This is a genomic window from Streptomyces sp. NPDC050423 (assembly GCF_040655445.1).
In the GTDB taxonomy this organism is placed as follows: Bacteria; Actinomycetota; Actinomycetes; order Streptomycetales; family Streptomycetaceae; genus Streptomyces.
This window is the reverse complement of record NZ_JBFAJY010000056.1, coordinates 1-15,768: the sequence shown is the minus strand read 5'-3', so window position 1 is coordinate 15,768 and position 15,768 is coordinate 1. Positions and strand designations below refer to the sequence as shown.

Below are 15,768 nucleotides of genomic sequence, written 5' to 3'. Positions count from 1 at the left end.
ACGTGAACTCTCGGTACCGAGCTGCATTGCTCCAGAGGGGGAGCAGTGCATGGACGATCTTTTCGAAAGCCATGTCCGCGATCGGAGTGTCCGGACCGCCTACGCCGTTGGCGCTCGACGCAATCCACGCCGAGAGCCTGAGCGTGCCCCGGAATCGGCCGGAGCCATGTCCCGTGCGATCTCGCGTGCTGTGCGACCGAAGAGTTCTATCGCCCGGTTGCAGCCGTCGGACCGCCACATCAGACCGTATCCGAGGGGCTTGTCTTCCTCCACCGGGACGTAGGCGATGCCGGGACGGCCGTGGTACAGGGCGATGTGGGCTCCTGCCAGCAGGACGCCCTTGCCGCCGGCCACGAGCGTCAGTGCCTCCTGGAAGTTGGTGACGGACGGCCCCTGCTGGATCGGCCTGCCACTGGGTGTGCGCGTCGGCAGTTGATGCTCCAGCCAGTACTCCGGGATGTCGCCCGCGATCGTCAGCAACGGCACGCGGGCCAGGTCCTCAAGCGTCACCGTGTTCCGTCCGGCCAGGGGATGCCCGGCCGGGACAGCCAGCACCCTGCCCTCGGCCAGGAGTGTGGCCCCCCGGGTCAGGTCGTCCTCGTGCACGGGGAAGTCCGTCAGCTGGAGGTCGAAATCTCCCCTTCGTAGCATTCCGAACGGGTCGGAGAACGGCACCTCGCATACCTCGACGGCGAGTTCGGGATGGGTGGTGCGCAGCTTCTCGGCCGTCTTCATCACCATCTCTCCGGCCAGGGACGTGGAGAAGCCGACGTGCAGGACTCCTTCGATGCCGCGCGCCGAGGCGACGGCACGCGCCAGGGCGTTCTCGATGCCACGGTAGTGCGGTTCGAGGTCGTCACGGAGGCGGCTGCCGAGGCCGGTGAGGGCCACACGTCGGCTCGTGCGCGTGAACAGAGGTGCTCCGACGCGGCGTTCCAGCTTCTGAATGAGTTGACTCACCCGGGCGCGGGAGAGATGCAGGCGGGTGGCGGTGCGGCCGAAGTGCAGTTCTTCGGCAAGTGCGAGAAAGCAGTCGAGTTCGTTCTGGTCCACGACGTCTCCGGGATGCGCGTGGGCATGGATCGGTAAGCCCGGCTTTCCGAACGTTGCGATCACCGCCGTTGTTCCCGGCCGGGCTGTGACGAAGGCTTGAGGCACCACCAACTCACACCACTCCGGAAGGAGTTCATCGGCATGAGTGCCTTGAAAACTTCGGGCGGCCTGAGCACACACAAGTGGGGCATCCTGCTCGTGCTGTGCGGCGCGATCTTCCTCGAAGGCATCGATGTGGCCATGCTCAATGTGGCGCTGCCGTCGATCCGCGCCGACCTCGGACTTTCCACCGGTGAGCTGCAGTGGGTCATGAGCGCCTACGTACTCGGCTACGGCGGCTTCATGTTCCTCGGCGGCCGGGCGGCCGATCTGTTCGGACGCCGTCAGATGTTCGTATTCTGGCTCACTGTCTTCCTGCTGTTCTCCGGGCTCGGCGGCTTTGCCACCGAGGGGTGGACGCTGATTGCCGCGCGGTTCATCACAGGCGTCGCCGCGGCCTTCATGACTCCGGCAGGTCTGTCCATCATCACCACAGGCTTTGCCGAGGGGCCGGAGCGGAACAAGGCACTGCTCATCTACTCGGGCACCGCTGCAGGCGGCTTCACGATCGGCCTGGTCGCCGGCGGGCTGCTCACTGCCGTCGGCTGGCGGTGGGTCTTCTTCGCCCCGGTCATGCTCTCCTTCCTCATCCTCGTGGCGGCCCTCGTGTTCGTCCCCAAGTCGGCGCGCCCCGACAGATCCGGTGAGCGCGTCGACGCTGCCGGCGCGCTCACCGTCACCGCTGCCCTGGTGCTGATCGTGCTCGGCGTCGAGCGTGCGGCCCACGCGGGGATCACCGCCAGCGCCGGCACGTTGCTGGCCGGACTGGTGTTCCTCGCGGCCTTCCTCGTCATCGAACGGCGGTCTGCCGAGCCCCTGGTACGCATGGGCATCTTCCGCAACGGCTCCCTGGTGCGGGCCAACCTTGCGGCGATGCTGTTCGCCGCCGGGTTCTTCGGTTTCCAGTTCCTGGTGGTGCTGTATCTCCAGGAGTTGCTTGGTTGGTCAACGTTGCGGACGAGCTTCGCGATGCTGGTCATCGGCGTCGACGCGGTCCTTTCACCGACTCTCACTCCACGGCTGGTCAATCGCTTCGGCAACGCCAGGGTGATCTTCGGGGGCCTCCTGCTCGCGGTGATCTCCTACGGGCTGTTCCTCCCGGTGGGAGCGGACTGGAGTTACGCGGCGATGTTCCCGAGCCTGCTCATCCTCGGTCTCGCGTTCTCCCTGGCGTACGGCCCGCTCACCATCGCTGCCACGGACGGGGTCGCGGAGGAGGAGCAGGGGCTCGCGGGCGGCCTCCTCTACACCGCCTTCCAGTTCGGCGCCGCCCTCGGACTCGCCGCGGTCACCGCCGTCAGCGTGGCCGCCACGCACGGGGAGACTCCTGCCGCCCTGCTGGACGGCTACCGGGCCGGTCTGCTTGTCCCGTTCGCGGCAGCCGTCGTCGCGGCTGTCATCAGCGCCTTCGGCCTGCGCTCTCGGCGGGGCCGAGCGCCGTCCGACGCGGTGGACGCTGCCGGTGAGCGAATCGACGCCCCTGTCTCGCCCTGGGAAACGACGCGTTCGTGAGACAGGGCTCTCCGGCCACGAGCGGCGAGACCCTGCCTGGCACCGTGACCGGTGCCAGGCCCGCGTGCTGTGTCACAGCAGGTGGTCGGCCTTGCCGGCCTTGATATCGAGGATGAGCTGCTGGAGCGCCTCGCGGGTGTCGGTGAGGAAGTGGTCCTCGGAGCCGAGGACGGTGATGTAGCCGTTTCCTTCAGCGTCTGTCCCGAGCCTGAAGCAGTTGTTTCCCTCGCCGCAGAAGGGCGCTTCCCAGTCGATCCCGTTCATGCCGGCCGTCCTTAGAGTTGTCGTGAGATGGCGTGTATGAAATCCCGGGAGGCGGCGGTGGAGAGTGATTCAGCTTCCATCCAGTCCAGATGCGCCCGGTACTTGGTGAGTTGGGCTTCCGCGTGCATGAACTCGGGCCGATGGGCGGAATCCAGTTGCACGGTGTCGAGTTGGGGCACGACGCCATGGGCGTAGAGCAGCGCGTGTCCCGCCCCTGGGAATGCTCCTCGCTCGACCGGAATCACTCGGACATCGATGTGCTCGCGCTCGGATGCGTGGCAGAGGTGGAGCAACTGCTCCCGGGTGACGCCTCGTCCGCCGAACTGCATGCGCAGCGCGGCCTCGTGCACGTATCCGACGTAGTCGACCGCCGGTTCACGGTCGAGGATCTGTTGCCGGTCCATGCGATGGGCTACCCGCAACTCGACTTCCAGCCGTGACAGCGCGGGCAAAACGGCGCCGAAGACCGCGCGGGCATAGTCGTCTGTATGCAACAGACCGGGGAGATGGACCGTCTGCGCGGTTCGGATGCGGACGGCATGCCATTCGAGTTCGGCGATGTCCAGCAGTCCTGATGGCAGCTTGCCCCGGTACTCCTCCCACCAGCCGCGATTCCGCTGCTCGGCCATCTTTACGAGGGCATCGACGTACGGCCGATCCGCGCAAGCAAAGTTGCAGGCAAGCGTGCGCACGCGTGCCGGTGCGACCGGGCGGACCCCGGACTCCATGTTGGAGATCTTGGTTCGGTCTATGCCCAACAGCCCCGCCGCATAGGACGTGGTGGCCTCGGCAGCCAGACGCATCTTGCGCAGCTCGGCACCGAGCCGTCTCTGTCGTTCAGTCGGCGTGGAACTGCTGGGCATGGCTCTCTCTTCTCGCGGGTGGCTCCAGTCTGCCGTTGCACCGGCATGTGAGTCCAGCCAGTTAGAGGCAATTGCCTCCAACTGCACGACACTAGTGTCACGCTTGAGCTACATTCGGTGACGCACAGCTCACGTTCCGATGAGCCGGAAGTGCATCGCGCGGTGCTGCCCGCTGTCTCCTGCCCTGGGAGGGGGCGCCGCGCCAGGGAGACAGGCCACTGCTCATCGGACTCGACGCGAGCCACTTGTGCGCATCGACGCGAACGAGGGACACCGCCAACTCGCCACCCGAATCAGGGGAGTCAGCCATGCACTCATCTCCGCTCACCGCACTCTGCCCGGCCGCCGTCGCCGAGACGTGGACGCCGCCACGCCCGCACCCCTACCTGCGCCCGAAAGGACGCACCGCGAGCGGGCGGGAGCGCGGGCTCACGTTGAGCTTCACGCTCCCCGGCGAGATCCGCAGCGCGTACATCGGGCGCACCGCGATCGCCGCCGCGCTGGAAGCGCACGGGCTCGTCCGGTTCGCCTGGCCGACCACACATGCCGCGTCCGAACTCATCGCGGTGACCGCCAGGATGAGCCCCGGCAGGGAGCTCTACGTATCCCTGCGGCACCGCGACGACGCCGTTCGCCTCCTCGTCTGGGACCAGCACCCGCACCACGTCGAACCGGACCTCGCCGCACTCTGCGAAGAGCGGCGGCGGCGGGCGCTCTGGCTGCTGGCCGCTGTCGTGGACGACTGGGGAGGCGAGTGGGGTGTGTGCGAGGCGTCGCAGTCGCAGCAGGGGACCAAATCCTGGGTCTCCCTGCCTCGTTGACCTGCGTCGTCGTCGAGCAAAACGGGGAAGGCCAATCGGGAGAGGTATAGGCGCGCGGGGGCCGTACCGGACGGCCTCGGGCGTACGGCGAATGTCCGTATCACTCCCAACTCCGGCTCACGCGGAGGGACTGGAGCGACGCGGCGATCTGGGCGACGACCCTCTCCGGGTGGCGGTAGATCTCCGTTGCCGTGAAGCGGAGGATCCGGCGGACCTCCGGGCAGCCCTGGAGATCGTTGAATCGGCGGACGTCCTCGGCGTGCGCCTCACGGGTGCCGTGAAAGGCGTAGCCCTCGACCTCTACGACGAGGCCCTCGGCCCGGAAGAAGAAGTCCGGGCGGAGGCAGCGGTGATCCGGTGTGCGGAGGGTCGCCTGTGTCTCGGGGCGGAGTCCGGCGTCGTGGATCAGGAGGCGGGCGACCGTTTCGGCGGGGGAGCCTGAGCGGGGGTCGAGGAGGGGGAGGAGGCCCCGGGCGTGAGCCGCGCCGTTCCGGGGGCTCGCGAGTTCGGCGTGGAGCGCCCGGAGCCGGATGAGTGCGGGGCGGCGGGTTCCCCCGACCCGGCGTGCGGAGAGGGCGGAGTCCGCGAGGACGACCGCCTCGTCACGGGGGAGGTGCCGCATCAGGTCACCGACCGTGCGGACCGGGGACGTGACGTGGAGCCCTCGTCGAACGGCTCGGTCGGCGGGGGAGAGGGGGAGCCGGTGGATACGGGTTCCGGGACGCCCGCGGTACGGGCCGGGGCGCGGGTCGGTGAACTCGGTCTCGGCGGCGCGGACCGGGCTGTCGCGCAGAAGCTCCAGGCGGTGAAGAGCCGCCGCGGTGCGGTGGCTGCACACGAGGTTCGGCTGGAGGGTCTGCAAGACCCAGGCCCGGATGAACCAGTCGATCCTGAGCCCCGGGGCGGCCCAGGCGCCTCGCTGGATGGGCTGCCATTGCTCGTACCGGAGTCGGTGGGAGAGCTGCCGCCGTGTCCAGCCCGCTGCGACGGCCCTGGCGGTGAAGAGGACCCCATCCGGTGCGAGTTCCGCCAACTCCCGTACGTCGGCTGCTCGCTGTCGCGCCCGCGTCCTCCGGGGCGGTGTGGTGATATCTGCCGTGGTCATGGAGCCACGATTCCTCGGATGGCGCGGAGGCGTACGCGCTTGTGGATAACCCTGGGTGATGGTGCGGCCCGCGTGCTTCTGCGGTGCTCCGTCCGCCTTCCCCGGCCACGGTCATCGTGGTCAATGCAGCGCTGAATGGAATCGCGTTGACAGGCGGTCGGCGGGTGCGTGTAATGGACGCGGTGTCGCGTGACGCCGGTCAAAGAGCAGTGGGCCGGCCGGTGATCGGGTGAGCACCCTTCACTCAAGGGTCCGTCATGAGTTCATACTCCGCGCCCTGTACCTGACGTAACGCAACCGCACCCCCTCGCCCCCCGTGCCGCCGTGTCCGGCGCGAGGCCGTGCGGTCGCTTCGTCCTGGGCACCTCACCACACGCCATGACCCGCAGTCACTGCGGAATCACTGAAGCTCCCGGAGATACGCATCCGTATGCCCACGTCTTTCAATGAAACGATCATCGAGGAGTTCCGCGCCAACGACGGGAAGGTCGGTGGCCCCTTCGCGGGCGCCGATCTCCTCCTGCTGACCACCACCGGCGCGAGGTCGGGGGCCCAGCGGACCACGCCCCTCGGGTACGTCCGCCACGGCGGGCTGATCCTGCTCGTCGGATCCAGCCTCGGCGCCCCGAGCCACCCCGGCTGGTACCACAACCTGCTCGCCCACCCGGTGGTGCGGGTGGAGATCGGGACCCGCACCTTCCAGGCCCTCGCGGTTCCGGCCGAGGGGGACAGGCGCGACGAACTGTTCGCGCACGCCGTGCGGATTGCCCCCGGGTACGGCGACTACCAGGCCCGGACCACCCGGGTCCTGCCCGTCGTCGTGCTGGAGCGCGCCGATCCCGATGGGTGGCAGGGACCCGGAGAGGTCCGCACCCTGGCTGACAAGGTCATGGAGGTTCACACCTGGCTGCGCGGCCAACTGCGTGAGGTGGCGGCCGAGGTGGAGGCCCACTTCGCCGAGCGCGCGGACCGTCGGGGGCCCGGTGAGCCGCCGGCGCCCAGCCTCGGGTTGCAGATCCGGCAGCGTTGCCTGGCGTTCTGCCAGGCCCTGGAGTTCCACCACACCAGCGAGGACGGGCACCTGTTCCCCGGGATCGCCCGCTACCACCCGCACCTGGGTGACACCTTCGCCCGGCTTGCGGACGAGCACCGCACCGTCGCACGGATTCAGGCGGCGCTCGTGGAGCTGCTCGCCGGTATCGGGATCGCGGAACCAGTGCGCTTCCGGGGCGAGTTGGCGCGGATGTCGGCCGAGCTGAACGCGCATCTCGACTACGAGGAGGAGACGATCGTCCCCCTCCTGGCCGACGTTCCCTGGCCGCCGGTTCCGCCGGTTCCGCCTGTTCCGCCGGTTCCGCCTGTTCCGCCGGTTCCGCCGGTGAACCCCAGTCGGTGACCGGGATGGTGGGGTGCGGCTCAGTCCGGCGTGGCCGGGGTCCCGTTACTTCGCGCGCGAGCACCTGGGCGCGGTGAGCGCACACGTCAACGACTTCCTCGGCCAGGCCGTGGCGCTCGTCCGCGAGCGCTTCGGCGGGAAGGTCACCTACGCCGCCGTGCCGTTCGAACGTGTCGACTGGGCGCCCTTCGACATCGTGTCCCTGGACCTCTACAGGTCCGCCGAAACCGCCGACCGGTTCGCCGACGGAGTCCGTGACCTCGTGGCGCAGGGGAAGCCGGCCGCGATCACGGAGTTCGGTTCGGCCGGCTACCGGGGCGCGGGGGACCGGGGCGCGGAGGGGCTGGAGATCGTCGAGTACGGCGAGGACGCCGCCCCTGTCCGGCTGAACGGTGAATACGCCCGCGACGAGGCCGGCCAGGCCGCGTACCTGCGTGAGCTGCTGGAGGTCTTCGAGGCCGGAGGCGTCGACAGCGCCTTCGTGTTCACCTTCGCCCTGTACGACCATGTGCACCGCCCCGACGGCGACCCCCGGGAGGACCTGGACCGGGCCGGCTACGGCATCGTCAAGGTGTACGAGGACCGCCTCGGGGTCACCTTCCCCGGGCTGCCGTGGGAGCCGAAGGCGGCGTTCACGGCCGTCGCCGATCAGTACCGGGAGCGCTGAAGTCCGTCGTGGCGGCGCGCCGCCCCCTGTCCACATCCCCGCCCCGGTCGCGGGTGGCCTGGACGAGGAGTTTCAGCGCGGCCTGGGAGGCCGAGCCGGGGGCGGCGGTCACCATGACCAGGGACTGCTCGGGTTCGGACGGCACGGTCAGCGTCTGCTGCGTGACCGTCAGGGAGCCGACGAGCGGGTGCCGTAGCTCGTACTCGGCGGTGTCGCACGCCCGTACCCGGTGGTCCGCCCACATGCGCGCGAACTCCGGGCTACGGGTCGTCAGTTCACCGATGAGCTGCGTCAGCCGGGCGTCCTGCGGGTGCCTCCCCGCGACCAGGCGCAGATTGCCGACCACGGCTCTGGCCTTCGCCGTCCAGTCGACGTAGAGCTCCCGGATGTGGGCGTCCAGGAAGACCAGCTGCGCCATGTTCGGCCGGTCCGCCGGGCGCTCCGGGCCCGTCGGGTCCACATGCCCGGCCAGCAGCGCGTGCCCCGCCGTGTTCCAGGCCAGTACGTCGCTGCGCCGCCCGGTCACCACGACGGGCACCTCCTCCAGCGACCGCACCAGTTCGCGCACGGCCGGGCCCGGCCGCTCGGCCGGGGGACGGCGGGCCGTGACCCGGTGCCGGCAGGCGGTGGCCAGGTCGTGCAGGTGCAGCCGCTCCGTCTCCTCCAGGCACAGGGCCCGGGAGATCGCGTCCAGCACCTCGGCGGAGGCGTGGCAGGAGGCGCCCTGCTCCAGACGCGTGTAGTACGAGGCGCTGACGCCCGCCAGCAGGGCCAGCTCCTCACGCCGGAGCCCCGGAACCCGCCGGCGGTCCCCGTAGGTCGGCAGCCCGACGTCCTGGGGCTGCAACTGGGCCCGTCGCGCCTGGAGAAAGGCCCCGAGCTGTCCGTGTGCGTCCATGGCCCCGAGTATCCAGTGCGGGGCCGCCCGCAGCCTGCCCCTGCCAGGGATAGGCAGAACCGGGGCTGGTTGCCCACGCCGGCCGGACACAGAGTTGGGGCCACGAGCGAACCGCCGTCGCCGAGCGACAGGGCCGCCTCGCACCCCACCACCGTCCACTACGCAAGGAAGCAACATGTCAGCGAAGTCCGCACGGAACGTACTGGTCGCCGCCATCGCGACCGCCTCCCTCGCCGCCTCCCTCGCTGTCGGCCTGCCCGGTTCGGCAACGGCTGCCACGGCGCCGTTGTCACACGCCCGCATCACCCAGCACTTCGACCTGGACGGCAAGCAGATGCCGGAGAACATCGTCCTGGAACCCGACGGCAGCGTCGATCTGTCCTTCTCCGCCGCACGGCAGATCGCCCAGGTCACCCGCAACGGCAAGGTACGGGTGCTGGCGACCCTGCCCGCGCCGGCCGACGACGGCGTGCACACCCCGGCGCTCGGCTTCCCCCTGGTCACCGGCCTGGTCAGGGACGCGCACGGCACGCTGTACTTCCTGTACGCCACGGGTACCGCCGACCTCACCGGCGTCTGGCGGCTCAGGCCCGGCGGCACCCCGGAGCGGATCGCCGCGCTGCCGGCCGACGGCCTGCCCAACGGACTGGCGCTGGACTCCGGCCGGCTCTACATCACCGACTCGGTCCGCGGCGTCATCTGGCGCGTACCGGCCGGCGGCGGCACCGCGACGGTCTGGGCGGACGGCCCCGAGCTCGCCCCGACCGTCTTCCTCGGCGCCAACGGCCTGAAGGTGCACAACGGTGCCGTCTGGGTGTCCAACCTCGACAAGGGCACCGTGGTCCGTTACCCGGTGAAGAGGAACGGCACGGCGGGCCCCGCCCGGATCAGGGCCGAACAGCTCGCCGGAATCGACGACTTCGCCTTCATCGGCCACAGCGACCGGATCCTCGCCGCCCTCGACCAGACCGAAGAGGTGGCCCTGATCGAGCCCGACGGTACCCACACCATCGTGCTCGGTCCCCAGGACGGCCTGCAGAACCCCACGGCCGTCGCCGTGCGAGGCAACACCGTGTACGTGACCTCGGCCGCCTACCTCACCGGGCAGGACCCCAACCTGCTCACCGCTCGTATCCACCACCGTCGCTGACGGAACGTCACTACTGGTGGCCGGCGTCTGCCGCGCCCCTGCCCAGGGAGATTCCATGAGCATCACCACCACCCCGGACCGCACCGCACTCCAGCACCTCGACCCGGAGGACTTCCGCTTCACCAGAAAGGCCTGGATCGCGGCCACCCCCTCACGGGTCTACGACCTGGTGAGCGAGGTATCGATGATCGGCACCTGGAGTCCGAGCGCGAGCGAGGTGAGTTACGACGCCGGAGCCGGCCCGCGGGCCGGGGCCTGGTTCAGCGGACGCAACCGGCGTGGCGACCGCGAGTGGACCAGCCGCTCACAGGTGCTGAGCGCCGAGCCCGGCGAGACGTTCGCCTTCGTCGTGGAGGGGCTCGTCCGATGGTGCTGGACCTTCCGCCCGCTCGGAACCGGCACCGTCGCGGAGCAGTCCTGGCAGCTGCTGGGCCTGGATCCGGTGCTGGGCACCACCCGCTCAGAGCTGGACGCGCTGCTCGCGCACATGGCGGACAGCGCGGAGGCCACACTGGTCGCCCTGGGGCGCTGGGTCGCCGAGGAGGGCGGTGACGGCGCGGCCTGGTGACAATGCCGTTCGGATAGCCGTCTGGTGGGCTTGCCAATGGGTTGAGCTTGATGTGGGCGGCGGTCCTGTGGGTCCGGTGGTGGGTGTTGCGGCCGACAGCGCGGTACTTGGAGCTGATCGCTCGTTTCCAATGCGCGGAATGACGTCGGACCGGCCCCGCGCGCGGCACCGCAACGCCCTGCACCTGGCCGAGACCGCGTTCTCCAAGCTGACCGAGCAGTACCGCACCACCGCCGCGCGCACGGCCGGCGGTGTCGTGGAGGTGGTCGTGGGTGTGGAGCAGATCGCCCACCGGTTCCTTCGGCTCCAGCGCGGGGCGCAGCGGGAGCTGCTCGTCTTCCTGGTCGGCGAGCCCACCGCCGTGCCGCGCGAGGACACCGGCACCTCGGACCGCGAGCGCGCCGTGGTGCCGCTGGACATGACGGAGTCCGGGGTGGCCGTCACCCACACCCTCAAGCCCGAGACTGCCGCACCCGGCGTCGACATCTCGGCGGCCGCGGCGGGCGGGCGTGGCGGCTACGCCTACCAGTCGATGTCGGGCACCTCCATGGCCACCCCGCACGTCGCGGGCGCGGCAGCAGTCGTCCGCCGGGCCCACCCGGACTGGACCGCGCGCAGCAGGTCAAGGCCGCGCTGGTCTCCTCCGCCCGCACCGGCGGCAAGGTCGCCGGCGCCGACCGGACCGGCGCCGGCGTCCTCGACGTGTACGCGGCGGTCCACCAGAAGGTGCCCTTCGCGTCAAGGTCATCGACCGCGACGGCAAGCCCGCGGCCGGCGCCTCATCGCTGGATCCGGTCAGTCGGCTTCCAGAACGCCCTGTGGGTCGACGGCTCCGGTGACCACTGGTCCTACGGCGGGTCGTTCGGCGACCTCGGCAACCTCGCGCCGAAGCGCAACGGTGAGCAGATCGCCACCACCGCGTACCCGTACGGCGTGTTCAGGATCCCGGCCGAGGACTCCGCGTACGAGCTCACCCAGAACCTGGACAAGATCCCCACCTCGGACAAGTCCTGGCTGCGCTCCACCTCGGTCACCACCACCTGGAGCTTCCGCTCCCGCCTGGAGCCGGACGTCCACTCCCGCGGCCTGCCGTTCCTCTCCCCGGCGTACGACCTGCCGGCGGACGGTATGAACACGCTGCCCGCGCGCGGCGGCATCAAGATCGGCCTCTCGGCCGAGGGCCACGCCGCGTACACCCCGGGCGCGATCACCGCGGCCTCGCCGGCCTACTCCTACGACGGCGGTGCCACCTGGACCCAGGCGCCGACCGAGCAGCAGGGCGGCAAGTGGACGGCCGTCGTCGACCACACCGGCGCCACCGGTCAGCAGGTCATGCTGAAGGTCGCTCTCACCGACTCCCACCACGACGCGGTCACGCAGACCATCCCGCGCCTACGACGGGCGGGATCCGCACCGCACCCCCGGCCGGGCGGTCCCCACGACAGCGGACCGCCACGCCCTCCGCGTGCGGCCGCAGGAGCAGTCCGGGCGCCACTCGTGCGGGCGCACTTCAGCGGGGTGGCGGCCAGCCTCCCTACGGACCCCCGGCGGGAATGGACGATCGATGCCCCGGGTCCGCTGCCGTGGGCGGCACGTGCATGCGCGACCACATCGCCGCTGGAGGATGCCCGCATGTTCCGTCCGCTGCGTGCAGCGATGTCCTCGGCACCAGGTCCGACCGACCACGACGACACCACCGCCATCCGGACACCTGCCACCCGCGATGTCTTCCTGGCGACCATGGCGGCGACGGCCGTTGTGGTCGTCCTCGGTCTGCTGACCGGGACCGCGGTGCTCCTTCTCGGGCTGCTGGTGTTCCTGCCGGCGTTCGCCGCCGCCCTGTGCAGCCCGCGCCAGACGGCGCTGGTCTCCGCCTGGGTGAGCCTCGTCGTCGTCGCGCCGGTGGTCTTCCAGCCCGGGGAGCGGATCCTCGACCGGGTGATCCTGACGCTGTTCGCCGTCGGCTTCGGCGCGCTGGCCGTCTACGGCACCCGGGTGCGCGTCACGCGTGAGGGCGCCATGGTGCGGCTGCGGTCCACCGCCGCGGCGATGCAGAGGCAGATCCTGCGGCCGTTGCCGCTGCTCACCGACGATGTCCTGGTGGACGGCGTGTACGAGCCCCTGCAGGAGGACAAGCTGGTCGGGGGCGACATCTACGACGTGGCGGCCACCGCGTGGGGGACCCGGGTCCTCATCGGTGATGTCCAGGGGAAGGGGCTGGCCGCCATCGGGATGGCCATAGACGTGGTGGGGGCGTTCAGGGAAGCCGCCCACCGGGAGCCGACGGTGACCGCGCTCGTCGACGCGCTGGAAGCGGCGGTCGTCCGGCACAACGACTACGCCGGACAGCGCGGTGAGCCCGAACGGTTCGTCACCGCCCTCGTCCTGGGGGTGGACGCGGGTACCGACACCCAGTTCGTCGGCTGCGGCCACATCCCGCCCTACCTGCTGCACGAGGGCGTCGTCACCGCCGTCGGCGCAGGGGAGGAACACGTACCGCTGGGCCTGGCCGATCTGGTCGATGAACCACGCACGGTGGCATGGTTCGCCTTCCCCGCCGGGGCCACACTGCTGCTGTGCACCGACGGCCTGACCGAGGCCCGTTCGCGCGACGGCGCCTTCTATCCGCTGGAGGCGCGTTTCGGCGGCCGCGTCGACATCACCGCCGGCCGGCTGATCGGTTCACTCGTCGACGACGTGCGGAACTTCACCGCCGGAGTGCAGCAGGATGACCTGGCGGTTCTCGCGGTACGCCGTGCCCCGCGTCCGGCACCGTAAGGACCGGCTACCGTCGGCGCGCCGTCGGTTGACGCGCTGCCCCCACGCTCCCGATCTGCACGCATACCCTCGACTCCCAGTGAGCCGCCCCGACTGTCAGACGGTCAGGAGCGCGGCGCCGAGGGAGACCAGGGCGAGGACCTTGGCGGCCTCCAGCGCGATGTAGTACAGATGCGTCGTCGAGCGCGGAAGGTCCTCGCCGGCCAGGACGCGGTCGGAGTGCCGGTTCAGCCGGGGGCGGACGACCGCGAGCTGGGCGGCCAGTACGCACACGGCGACCGCGGTGAGGACGACGACGGCCACCGTGGGTGTGCCGACGGCCACCGCGGCGATCAGCACCAGCGCCAGGGCGGCTTCGGCGAGGTTGAGTGCACGGAAGACGAGCCGGCCGATGCCGAGCCCGATGGGGATGGTCACCCCTGGCGCCCGGAACTTCAGTGGCGCCTCGATGAACGAGATCGCCAGCACCATCCCGAGCCACACGAAGGTCACGGCCCCTGCCGTGGCTGCTGCTTCCGCGTTCATCGTGGCGATGCTGCTTCCTCGGGTGCGGCGCCGGCCGGGGCGAGGTGGGCCAGGCAGACGTCGGGTTCGGCGAACGGTTCGAGCCGGGTGGCCCGGACGGGGGCGTCCAGCTCCGTCAACGCACCCTGCATCAGCCCGAGATGGAGCGGGCAGACGATCGGCCCGTACTCCTCCGCGAGTTCGAGGAAGGGGCAGTGGTGCAGCCGGATCAGGTCGGGCGCCGCCTCGTCGTCCCCCGATGCTTCGGGAGCGAAACCGAGGTCGGTGAGCATCGCGGTCAGCCGGGCGACGGACTCGCCGTGGGCCGGCCGGCGAAACGGGGGCACCCGGTCGATCAGATGCTTTCCCCAGGCGCGGCCGGTCCGGGTGGCCTTCACCCCGGCGTCCGCGCCGGACGCGGCCAGCTCACTGACGAGCATCCGGGCGAGCAGGTGGTAGCCCCGGATCCCGCCGCGGTCCATTCCGGGCCGGGGGGCGTAGACCGTGCGGGGACGCCCCCGCCCGGAGGACTCCTGCCGACTGCACTCGACGGCACCCTCCGTCACGAGGGCGTCCAGGTGGAAACGCACCGTGTTGGGGTGGACGCCGAGCTGTCCGGCCACCTCGGTGACGCCCAGCGGGCTGTCGGAGGCGCGCAGCGCGTCGAGGACTGCCCGGCGCCGCGGTGTCTGCGGCGCAGCCGTGTCGTCACGGGTCATGTCGGTCACCCTTTCCGGCTCCGGGGCGGCGACGCGCTGCCGGAGGAATAATTTTTCCAAATTGTACATGTAATAATCGTGATCCGAGTTCCGGAAGGCGACAGGAGCACTCAGTCATGGCACCGTCAGACGACATCCACATCGAGGCCACCGAGACCGACCCCGCTGTCCGTGCCCGGACCGCGATCCACCGCGGACACCGGGAACTGCTCGCCGGACTCGCCGCGTTCACCGGGCCCGAACCGGCCGCGGGGTACGGGGACTCCGTACACGCGGAACTGACCGGCTTCTGCACCGGCGAGCTGCGCCGCCACCTGGCCGCCGCCGACGGGACGCTGTACGCCGCCGCCTCCGGCGCCGGTGACACGCGCCTGCTCGTACGGGCCCTGCGCGGCGGCCTCGCCGCGCTCGACGCCCGTATCGACACAGTCGCCGCCACCGGCGACGCCGCGGCCGCCGTGCCGCTCGCGCGGGCGGTCGAGGCCGTACTGGCGGTCCATCTGGAGGTCGAGGAGACGGTTCTGCTGCCCGCGCTCGCCACGCTGCCCGGCGCGGACCTGCCGGCCCTCGTCGCGGACATGAGCACCCTGCTGGACGGCGGCCGGCTGGACACCCCCGCGGTCATCGACGTCCGTGAGATCCCGCACGGACGCAGGCACCCGCGGATCTTCGCCCGCTTCGGCCGGCTCGGCCCGGGGGAGGCCTTCACCCTGGTCAACAACCACGACCCCAAGCCGTTGCGCCGCGAGTTCGAGGCCGCCCACCCCGGCACGCACACCTGGGACTACGTCGAGTCCGGTCCCGACGTCTGGCGGGTCCGGATCGGAAGGGTGACGGCGGATGCGTGACGTACACCCTGGCCGTCCGGGACCGGCGGGCGGCGCAGCCGGTGCGGGGAGCCCGCCCGGCCCGGCACCGAGCCTGCTGTGCGACGTCGCCGCCGTCGCGGGGCTATCCGGTGACGGCCCGTCATCTGCGGGTGCGCGCTGGAGGCTCGCGGAGCCGGGGCGCCAGCTCGACGCCAACGTCGTTCACCTGCCGCCCGGTCAGCGGGTCGAGACGCACACCGAGCCCGATCTCGACGTACTTCTGCTGGTCGTCGCCGGTCACGGCACCCTGGAGGGGACCGAGAGTGTCGAACAGCTCGCCGCGAGTGGGCTGTTCTGGCTGCCGCACGGTTCGACGCGCCGCATCACGGCAGGCGCGGACGGTCTGTCCTACCTCACGGTCCACCGCCGGCGCCCCGGCATGACCATCCGCTCGCGCCGAAACACGCCCTAGGTGTTCTGTCCATGGAGGTTGGTGACGGATCCCACGGCTTGGGGATCTTGAACGAGTGAGGGCCTTCCGGGTTCGGTGTGGATTGCGACA

General features: G+C 70.6%; 15 protein-coding genes and 2 pseudogenes. 10 read left to right on the top strand and 7 right to left on the bottom strand.

Annotated elements, in window-relative coordinates:
• Positions 1 to 99: 99 nt before the first annotated feature.
• Entirely contained in the window at positions 100 to 1,053 is a 954-nt protein-coding gene (locus tag AB0I52_RS30090) for a LysR family transcriptional regulator (protein ID WP_363077941.1), read from the bottom strand.
• Between the two features lie 141 nt (positions 1,054 to 1,194).
• Here AB0I52_RS30090 and AB0I52_RS30085 point away from each other — a divergent pair, with 141 nt between their 5' ends.
• Positions 1,195 to 2,664 carry an MFS transporter gene (locus AB0I52_RS30085; protein WP_363077939.1) on the top strand — a complete coding sequence of 490 codons (1,470 nt, stop codon included), beginning with the start codon at positions 1,195 to 1,197 and terminating at the stop codon, positions 2,662 to 2,664.
• Positions 2,665 to 2,736: 72 nt separating this feature from the next.
• Here the strand turns inward: AB0I52_RS30085 and AB0I52_RS30080 are convergent, their stop codons facing one another.
• On the bottom strand, positions 2,737 to 2,928 hold the full coding sequence (locus AB0I52_RS30080) for a hypothetical protein (protein ID WP_363077937.1): 192 nt from the start codon (positions 2,926 to 2,928) through the stop codon (positions 2,737 to 2,739).
• Between the two features lie 11 nt (positions 2,929 to 2,939).
• Positions 2,940 to 3,791: a helix-turn-helix transcriptional regulator gene (locus AB0I52_RS30075; RefSeq protein ID WP_363077935.1), complete on the bottom strand. Its 852-nt coding sequence runs from the start codon at positions 3,789 to 3,791 to the stop codon at positions 2,940 to 2,942.
• Between the two features lie 308 nt (positions 3,792 to 4,099).
• Here AB0I52_RS30075 and AB0I52_RS30070 point away from each other — a divergent pair, with 308 nt between their 5' ends.
• Positions 4,100 to 4,612: an ATP-binding protein gene (locus AB0I52_RS30070; RefSeq protein WP_363077932.1), complete on the top strand. Its 513-nt coding sequence runs from the start codon at positions 4,100 to 4,102 to the stop codon at positions 4,610 to 4,612.
• Positions 4,613 to 4,712: 100 nt separating this feature from the next.
• Here the strand turns inward: AB0I52_RS30070 and AB0I52_RS30065 are convergent, their stop codons facing one another.
• On the bottom strand, positions 4,713 to 5,717 hold the full coding sequence (locus tag AB0I52_RS30065; RefSeq protein ID WP_363077930.1) for a hypothetical protein: 1,005 nt from the start codon (positions 5,715 to 5,717) through the stop codon (positions 4,713 to 4,715).
• Between the two features lie 430 nt (positions 5,718 to 6,147).
• Here AB0I52_RS30065 and AB0I52_RS30060 point away from each other — a divergent pair, with 430 nt between their 5' ends.
• A complete protein-coding gene (locus tag AB0I52_RS30060) occupies positions 6,148 to 7,113 on the top strand; it encodes a nitroreductase/quinone reductase family protein (protein ID WP_363077928.1) in 966 nt (321 codons plus the stop codon).
• Positions 7,114 to 7,198: 85 nt separating this feature from the next.
• A pseudogene (locus tag AB0I52_RS30055) lies at positions 7,199 to 7,780 on the top strand (hypothetical protein); the annotation flags it as partial.
• On the opposite strand, the gene AB0I52_RS30050 reads toward AB0I52_RS30055, so the two are convergent.
• Positions 7,746 to 8,678, bottom strand: coding sequence for a helix-turn-helix transcriptional regulator (locus AB0I52_RS30050; RefSeq protein ID WP_363077926.1), 933 nt, complete (start codon positions 8,676 to 8,678; stop codon positions 7,746 to 7,748). The pseudogene AB0I52_RS30055 and the gene AB0I52_RS30050 sit on opposite strands and share 35 nt — an antisense overlap.
• Positions 8,679 to 8,853: 175 nt before the next feature.
• Between AB0I52_RS30050 and AB0I52_RS30045 the strand changes: the two genes are divergently transcribed.
• The 4 genes and pseudogenes from AB0I52_RS30045 to AB0I52_RS30030 all read left to right on the top strand — a co-directional run bounded on the left by AB0I52_RS30045 (position 8,854) and on the right by AB0I52_RS30030 (position 13,174).
• The gene (locus AB0I52_RS30045; RefSeq protein ID WP_363077924.1) at positions 8,854 to 9,828 is read left to right on the top strand and encodes a hypothetical protein; all 975 of its coding nucleotides are present in this window, start codon (positions 8,854 to 8,856) and stop codon (positions 9,826 to 9,828) included.
• Positions 9,829 to 9,883: 55 nt separating this feature from the next.
• Positions 9,884 to 10,396 carry an SRPBCC family protein gene (locus AB0I52_RS30040; RefSeq protein ID WP_363077922.1) on the top strand — a complete coding sequence of 171 codons (513 nt, stop codon included), beginning with the start codon at positions 9,884 to 9,886 and terminating at the stop codon, positions 10,394 to 10,396.
• A 439-nt stretch (positions 10,397 to 10,835) separates the two neighbouring features.
• Positions 10,836 to 11,044 (top strand): annotated as a pseudogene (locus AB0I52_RS30035) (S8 family serine peptidase); the annotation flags it as partial.
• Between the two features lie 984 nt (positions 11,045 to 12,028).
• Positions 12,029 to 13,174, top strand: a complete 1,146-nt coding sequence (locus AB0I52_RS30030) for a PP2C family protein-serine/threonine phosphatase (protein ID WP_363077981.1) — start codon at positions 12,029 to 12,031, stop codon at positions 13,172 to 13,174.
• 96 nt (positions 13,175 to 13,270) lie between these two features.
• Here AB0I52_RS30030 and AB0I52_RS30025 read toward each other — a convergent pair whose 3' ends face one another.
• Both AB0I52_RS30025 and AB0I52_RS30020 read right to left on the bottom strand, forming a co-directional pair.
• Positions 13,271 to 13,699, bottom strand: a complete 429-nt coding sequence (locus AB0I52_RS30025; protein WP_363077920.1) for a hypothetical protein — start codon at positions 13,697 to 13,699, stop codon at positions 13,271 to 13,273.
• Positions 13,696 to 14,397: a helix-turn-helix domain-containing protein gene (locus tag AB0I52_RS30020; protein WP_363077918.1), complete on the bottom strand. Its 702-nt coding sequence runs from the start codon at positions 14,395 to 14,397 to the stop codon at positions 13,696 to 13,698. The genes AB0I52_RS30025 and AB0I52_RS30020 overlap by 4 nt, the downstream gene beginning before the upstream one ends.
• Before the next feature lie 116 nt (positions 14,398 to 14,513).
• On the opposite strand from AB0I52_RS30020, the gene AB0I52_RS30015 reads away from it, so the two are divergent.
• Positions 14,514 to 15,245 carry a DUF2249 domain-containing protein gene (locus tag AB0I52_RS30015; RefSeq protein ID WP_363077916.1) on the top strand — a complete coding sequence of 244 codons (732 nt, stop codon included), beginning with the start codon at positions 14,514 to 14,516 and terminating at the stop codon, positions 15,243 to 15,245.
• Positions 15,238 to 15,678: a hypothetical protein gene (locus AB0I52_RS30010; RefSeq protein ID WP_363077914.1), complete on the top strand. Its 441-nt coding sequence runs from the start codon at positions 15,238 to 15,240 to the stop codon at positions 15,676 to 15,678. The genes AB0I52_RS30015 and AB0I52_RS30010 overlap by 8 nt, the downstream gene beginning before the upstream one ends.
• Positions 15,679 to 15,768: the final 90 nt, after the last annotated feature.

Coding starts and splice junctions, on each gene's coding strand:
- AB0I52_RS30020 (WP_363077918.1), bottom strand. CDS start 14,397: ATGACCCGTGACGACACGGCTGCGCCGCAGACACCGCGGCGCCGGGCA.
- AB0I52_RS30075 (WP_363077935.1), bottom strand. CDS start 3,791: ATGCCCAGCAGTTCCACGCCGACTGAACGACAGAGACGGCTCGGTGCC.
- AB0I52_RS30025 (WP_363077920.1), bottom strand. CDS start 13,699: ATGAACGCGGAAGCAGCAGCCACGGCAGGGGCCGTGACCTTCGTGTGG.
- AB0I52_RS30030 (WP_363077981.1), top strand. CDS start 12,029: ATGTTCCGTCCGCTGCGTGCAGCGATGTCCTCGGCACCAGGTCCGACC.
- AB0I52_RS30065 (WP_363077930.1), bottom strand. CDS start 5,717: ATGACCACGGCAGATATCACCACACCGCCCCGGAGGACGCGGGCGCGA.
- AB0I52_RS30085 (WP_363077939.1), top strand. CDS start 1,195: ATGAGTGCCTTGAAAACTTCGGGCGGCCTGAGCACACACAAGTGGGGC.
- AB0I52_RS30010 (WP_363077914.1), top strand. CDS start 15,238: ATGCGTGACGTACACCCTGGCCGTCCGGGACCGGCGGGCGGCGCAGCC.
- AB0I52_RS30040 (WP_363077922.1), top strand. CDS start 9,884: ATGAGCATCACCACCACCCCGGACCGCACCGCACTCCAGCACCTCGAC.
- AB0I52_RS30060 (WP_363077928.1), top strand. CDS start 6,148: ATGCCCACGTCTTTCAATGAAACGATCATCGAGGAGTTCCGCGCCAAC.
- AB0I52_RS30050 (WP_363077926.1), bottom strand. CDS start 8,678: ATGGACGCACACGGACAGCTCGGGGCCTTTCTCCAGGCGCGACGGGCC.
- AB0I52_RS30015 (WP_363077916.1), top strand. CDS start 14,514: ATGGCACCGTCAGACGACATCCACATCGAGGCCACCGAGACCGACCCC.
- AB0I52_RS30045 (WP_363077924.1), top strand. CDS start 8,854: ATGTCAGCGAAGTCCGCACGGAACGTACTGGTCGCCGCCATCGCGACC.
- AB0I52_RS30070 (WP_363077932.1), top strand. CDS start 4,100: ATGCACTCATCTCCGCTCACCGCACTCTGCCCGGCCGCCGTCGCCGAG.
- AB0I52_RS30080 (WP_363077937.1), bottom strand. CDS start 2,928: ATGAACGGGATCGACTGGGAAGCGCCCTTCTGCGGCGAGGGAAACAAC.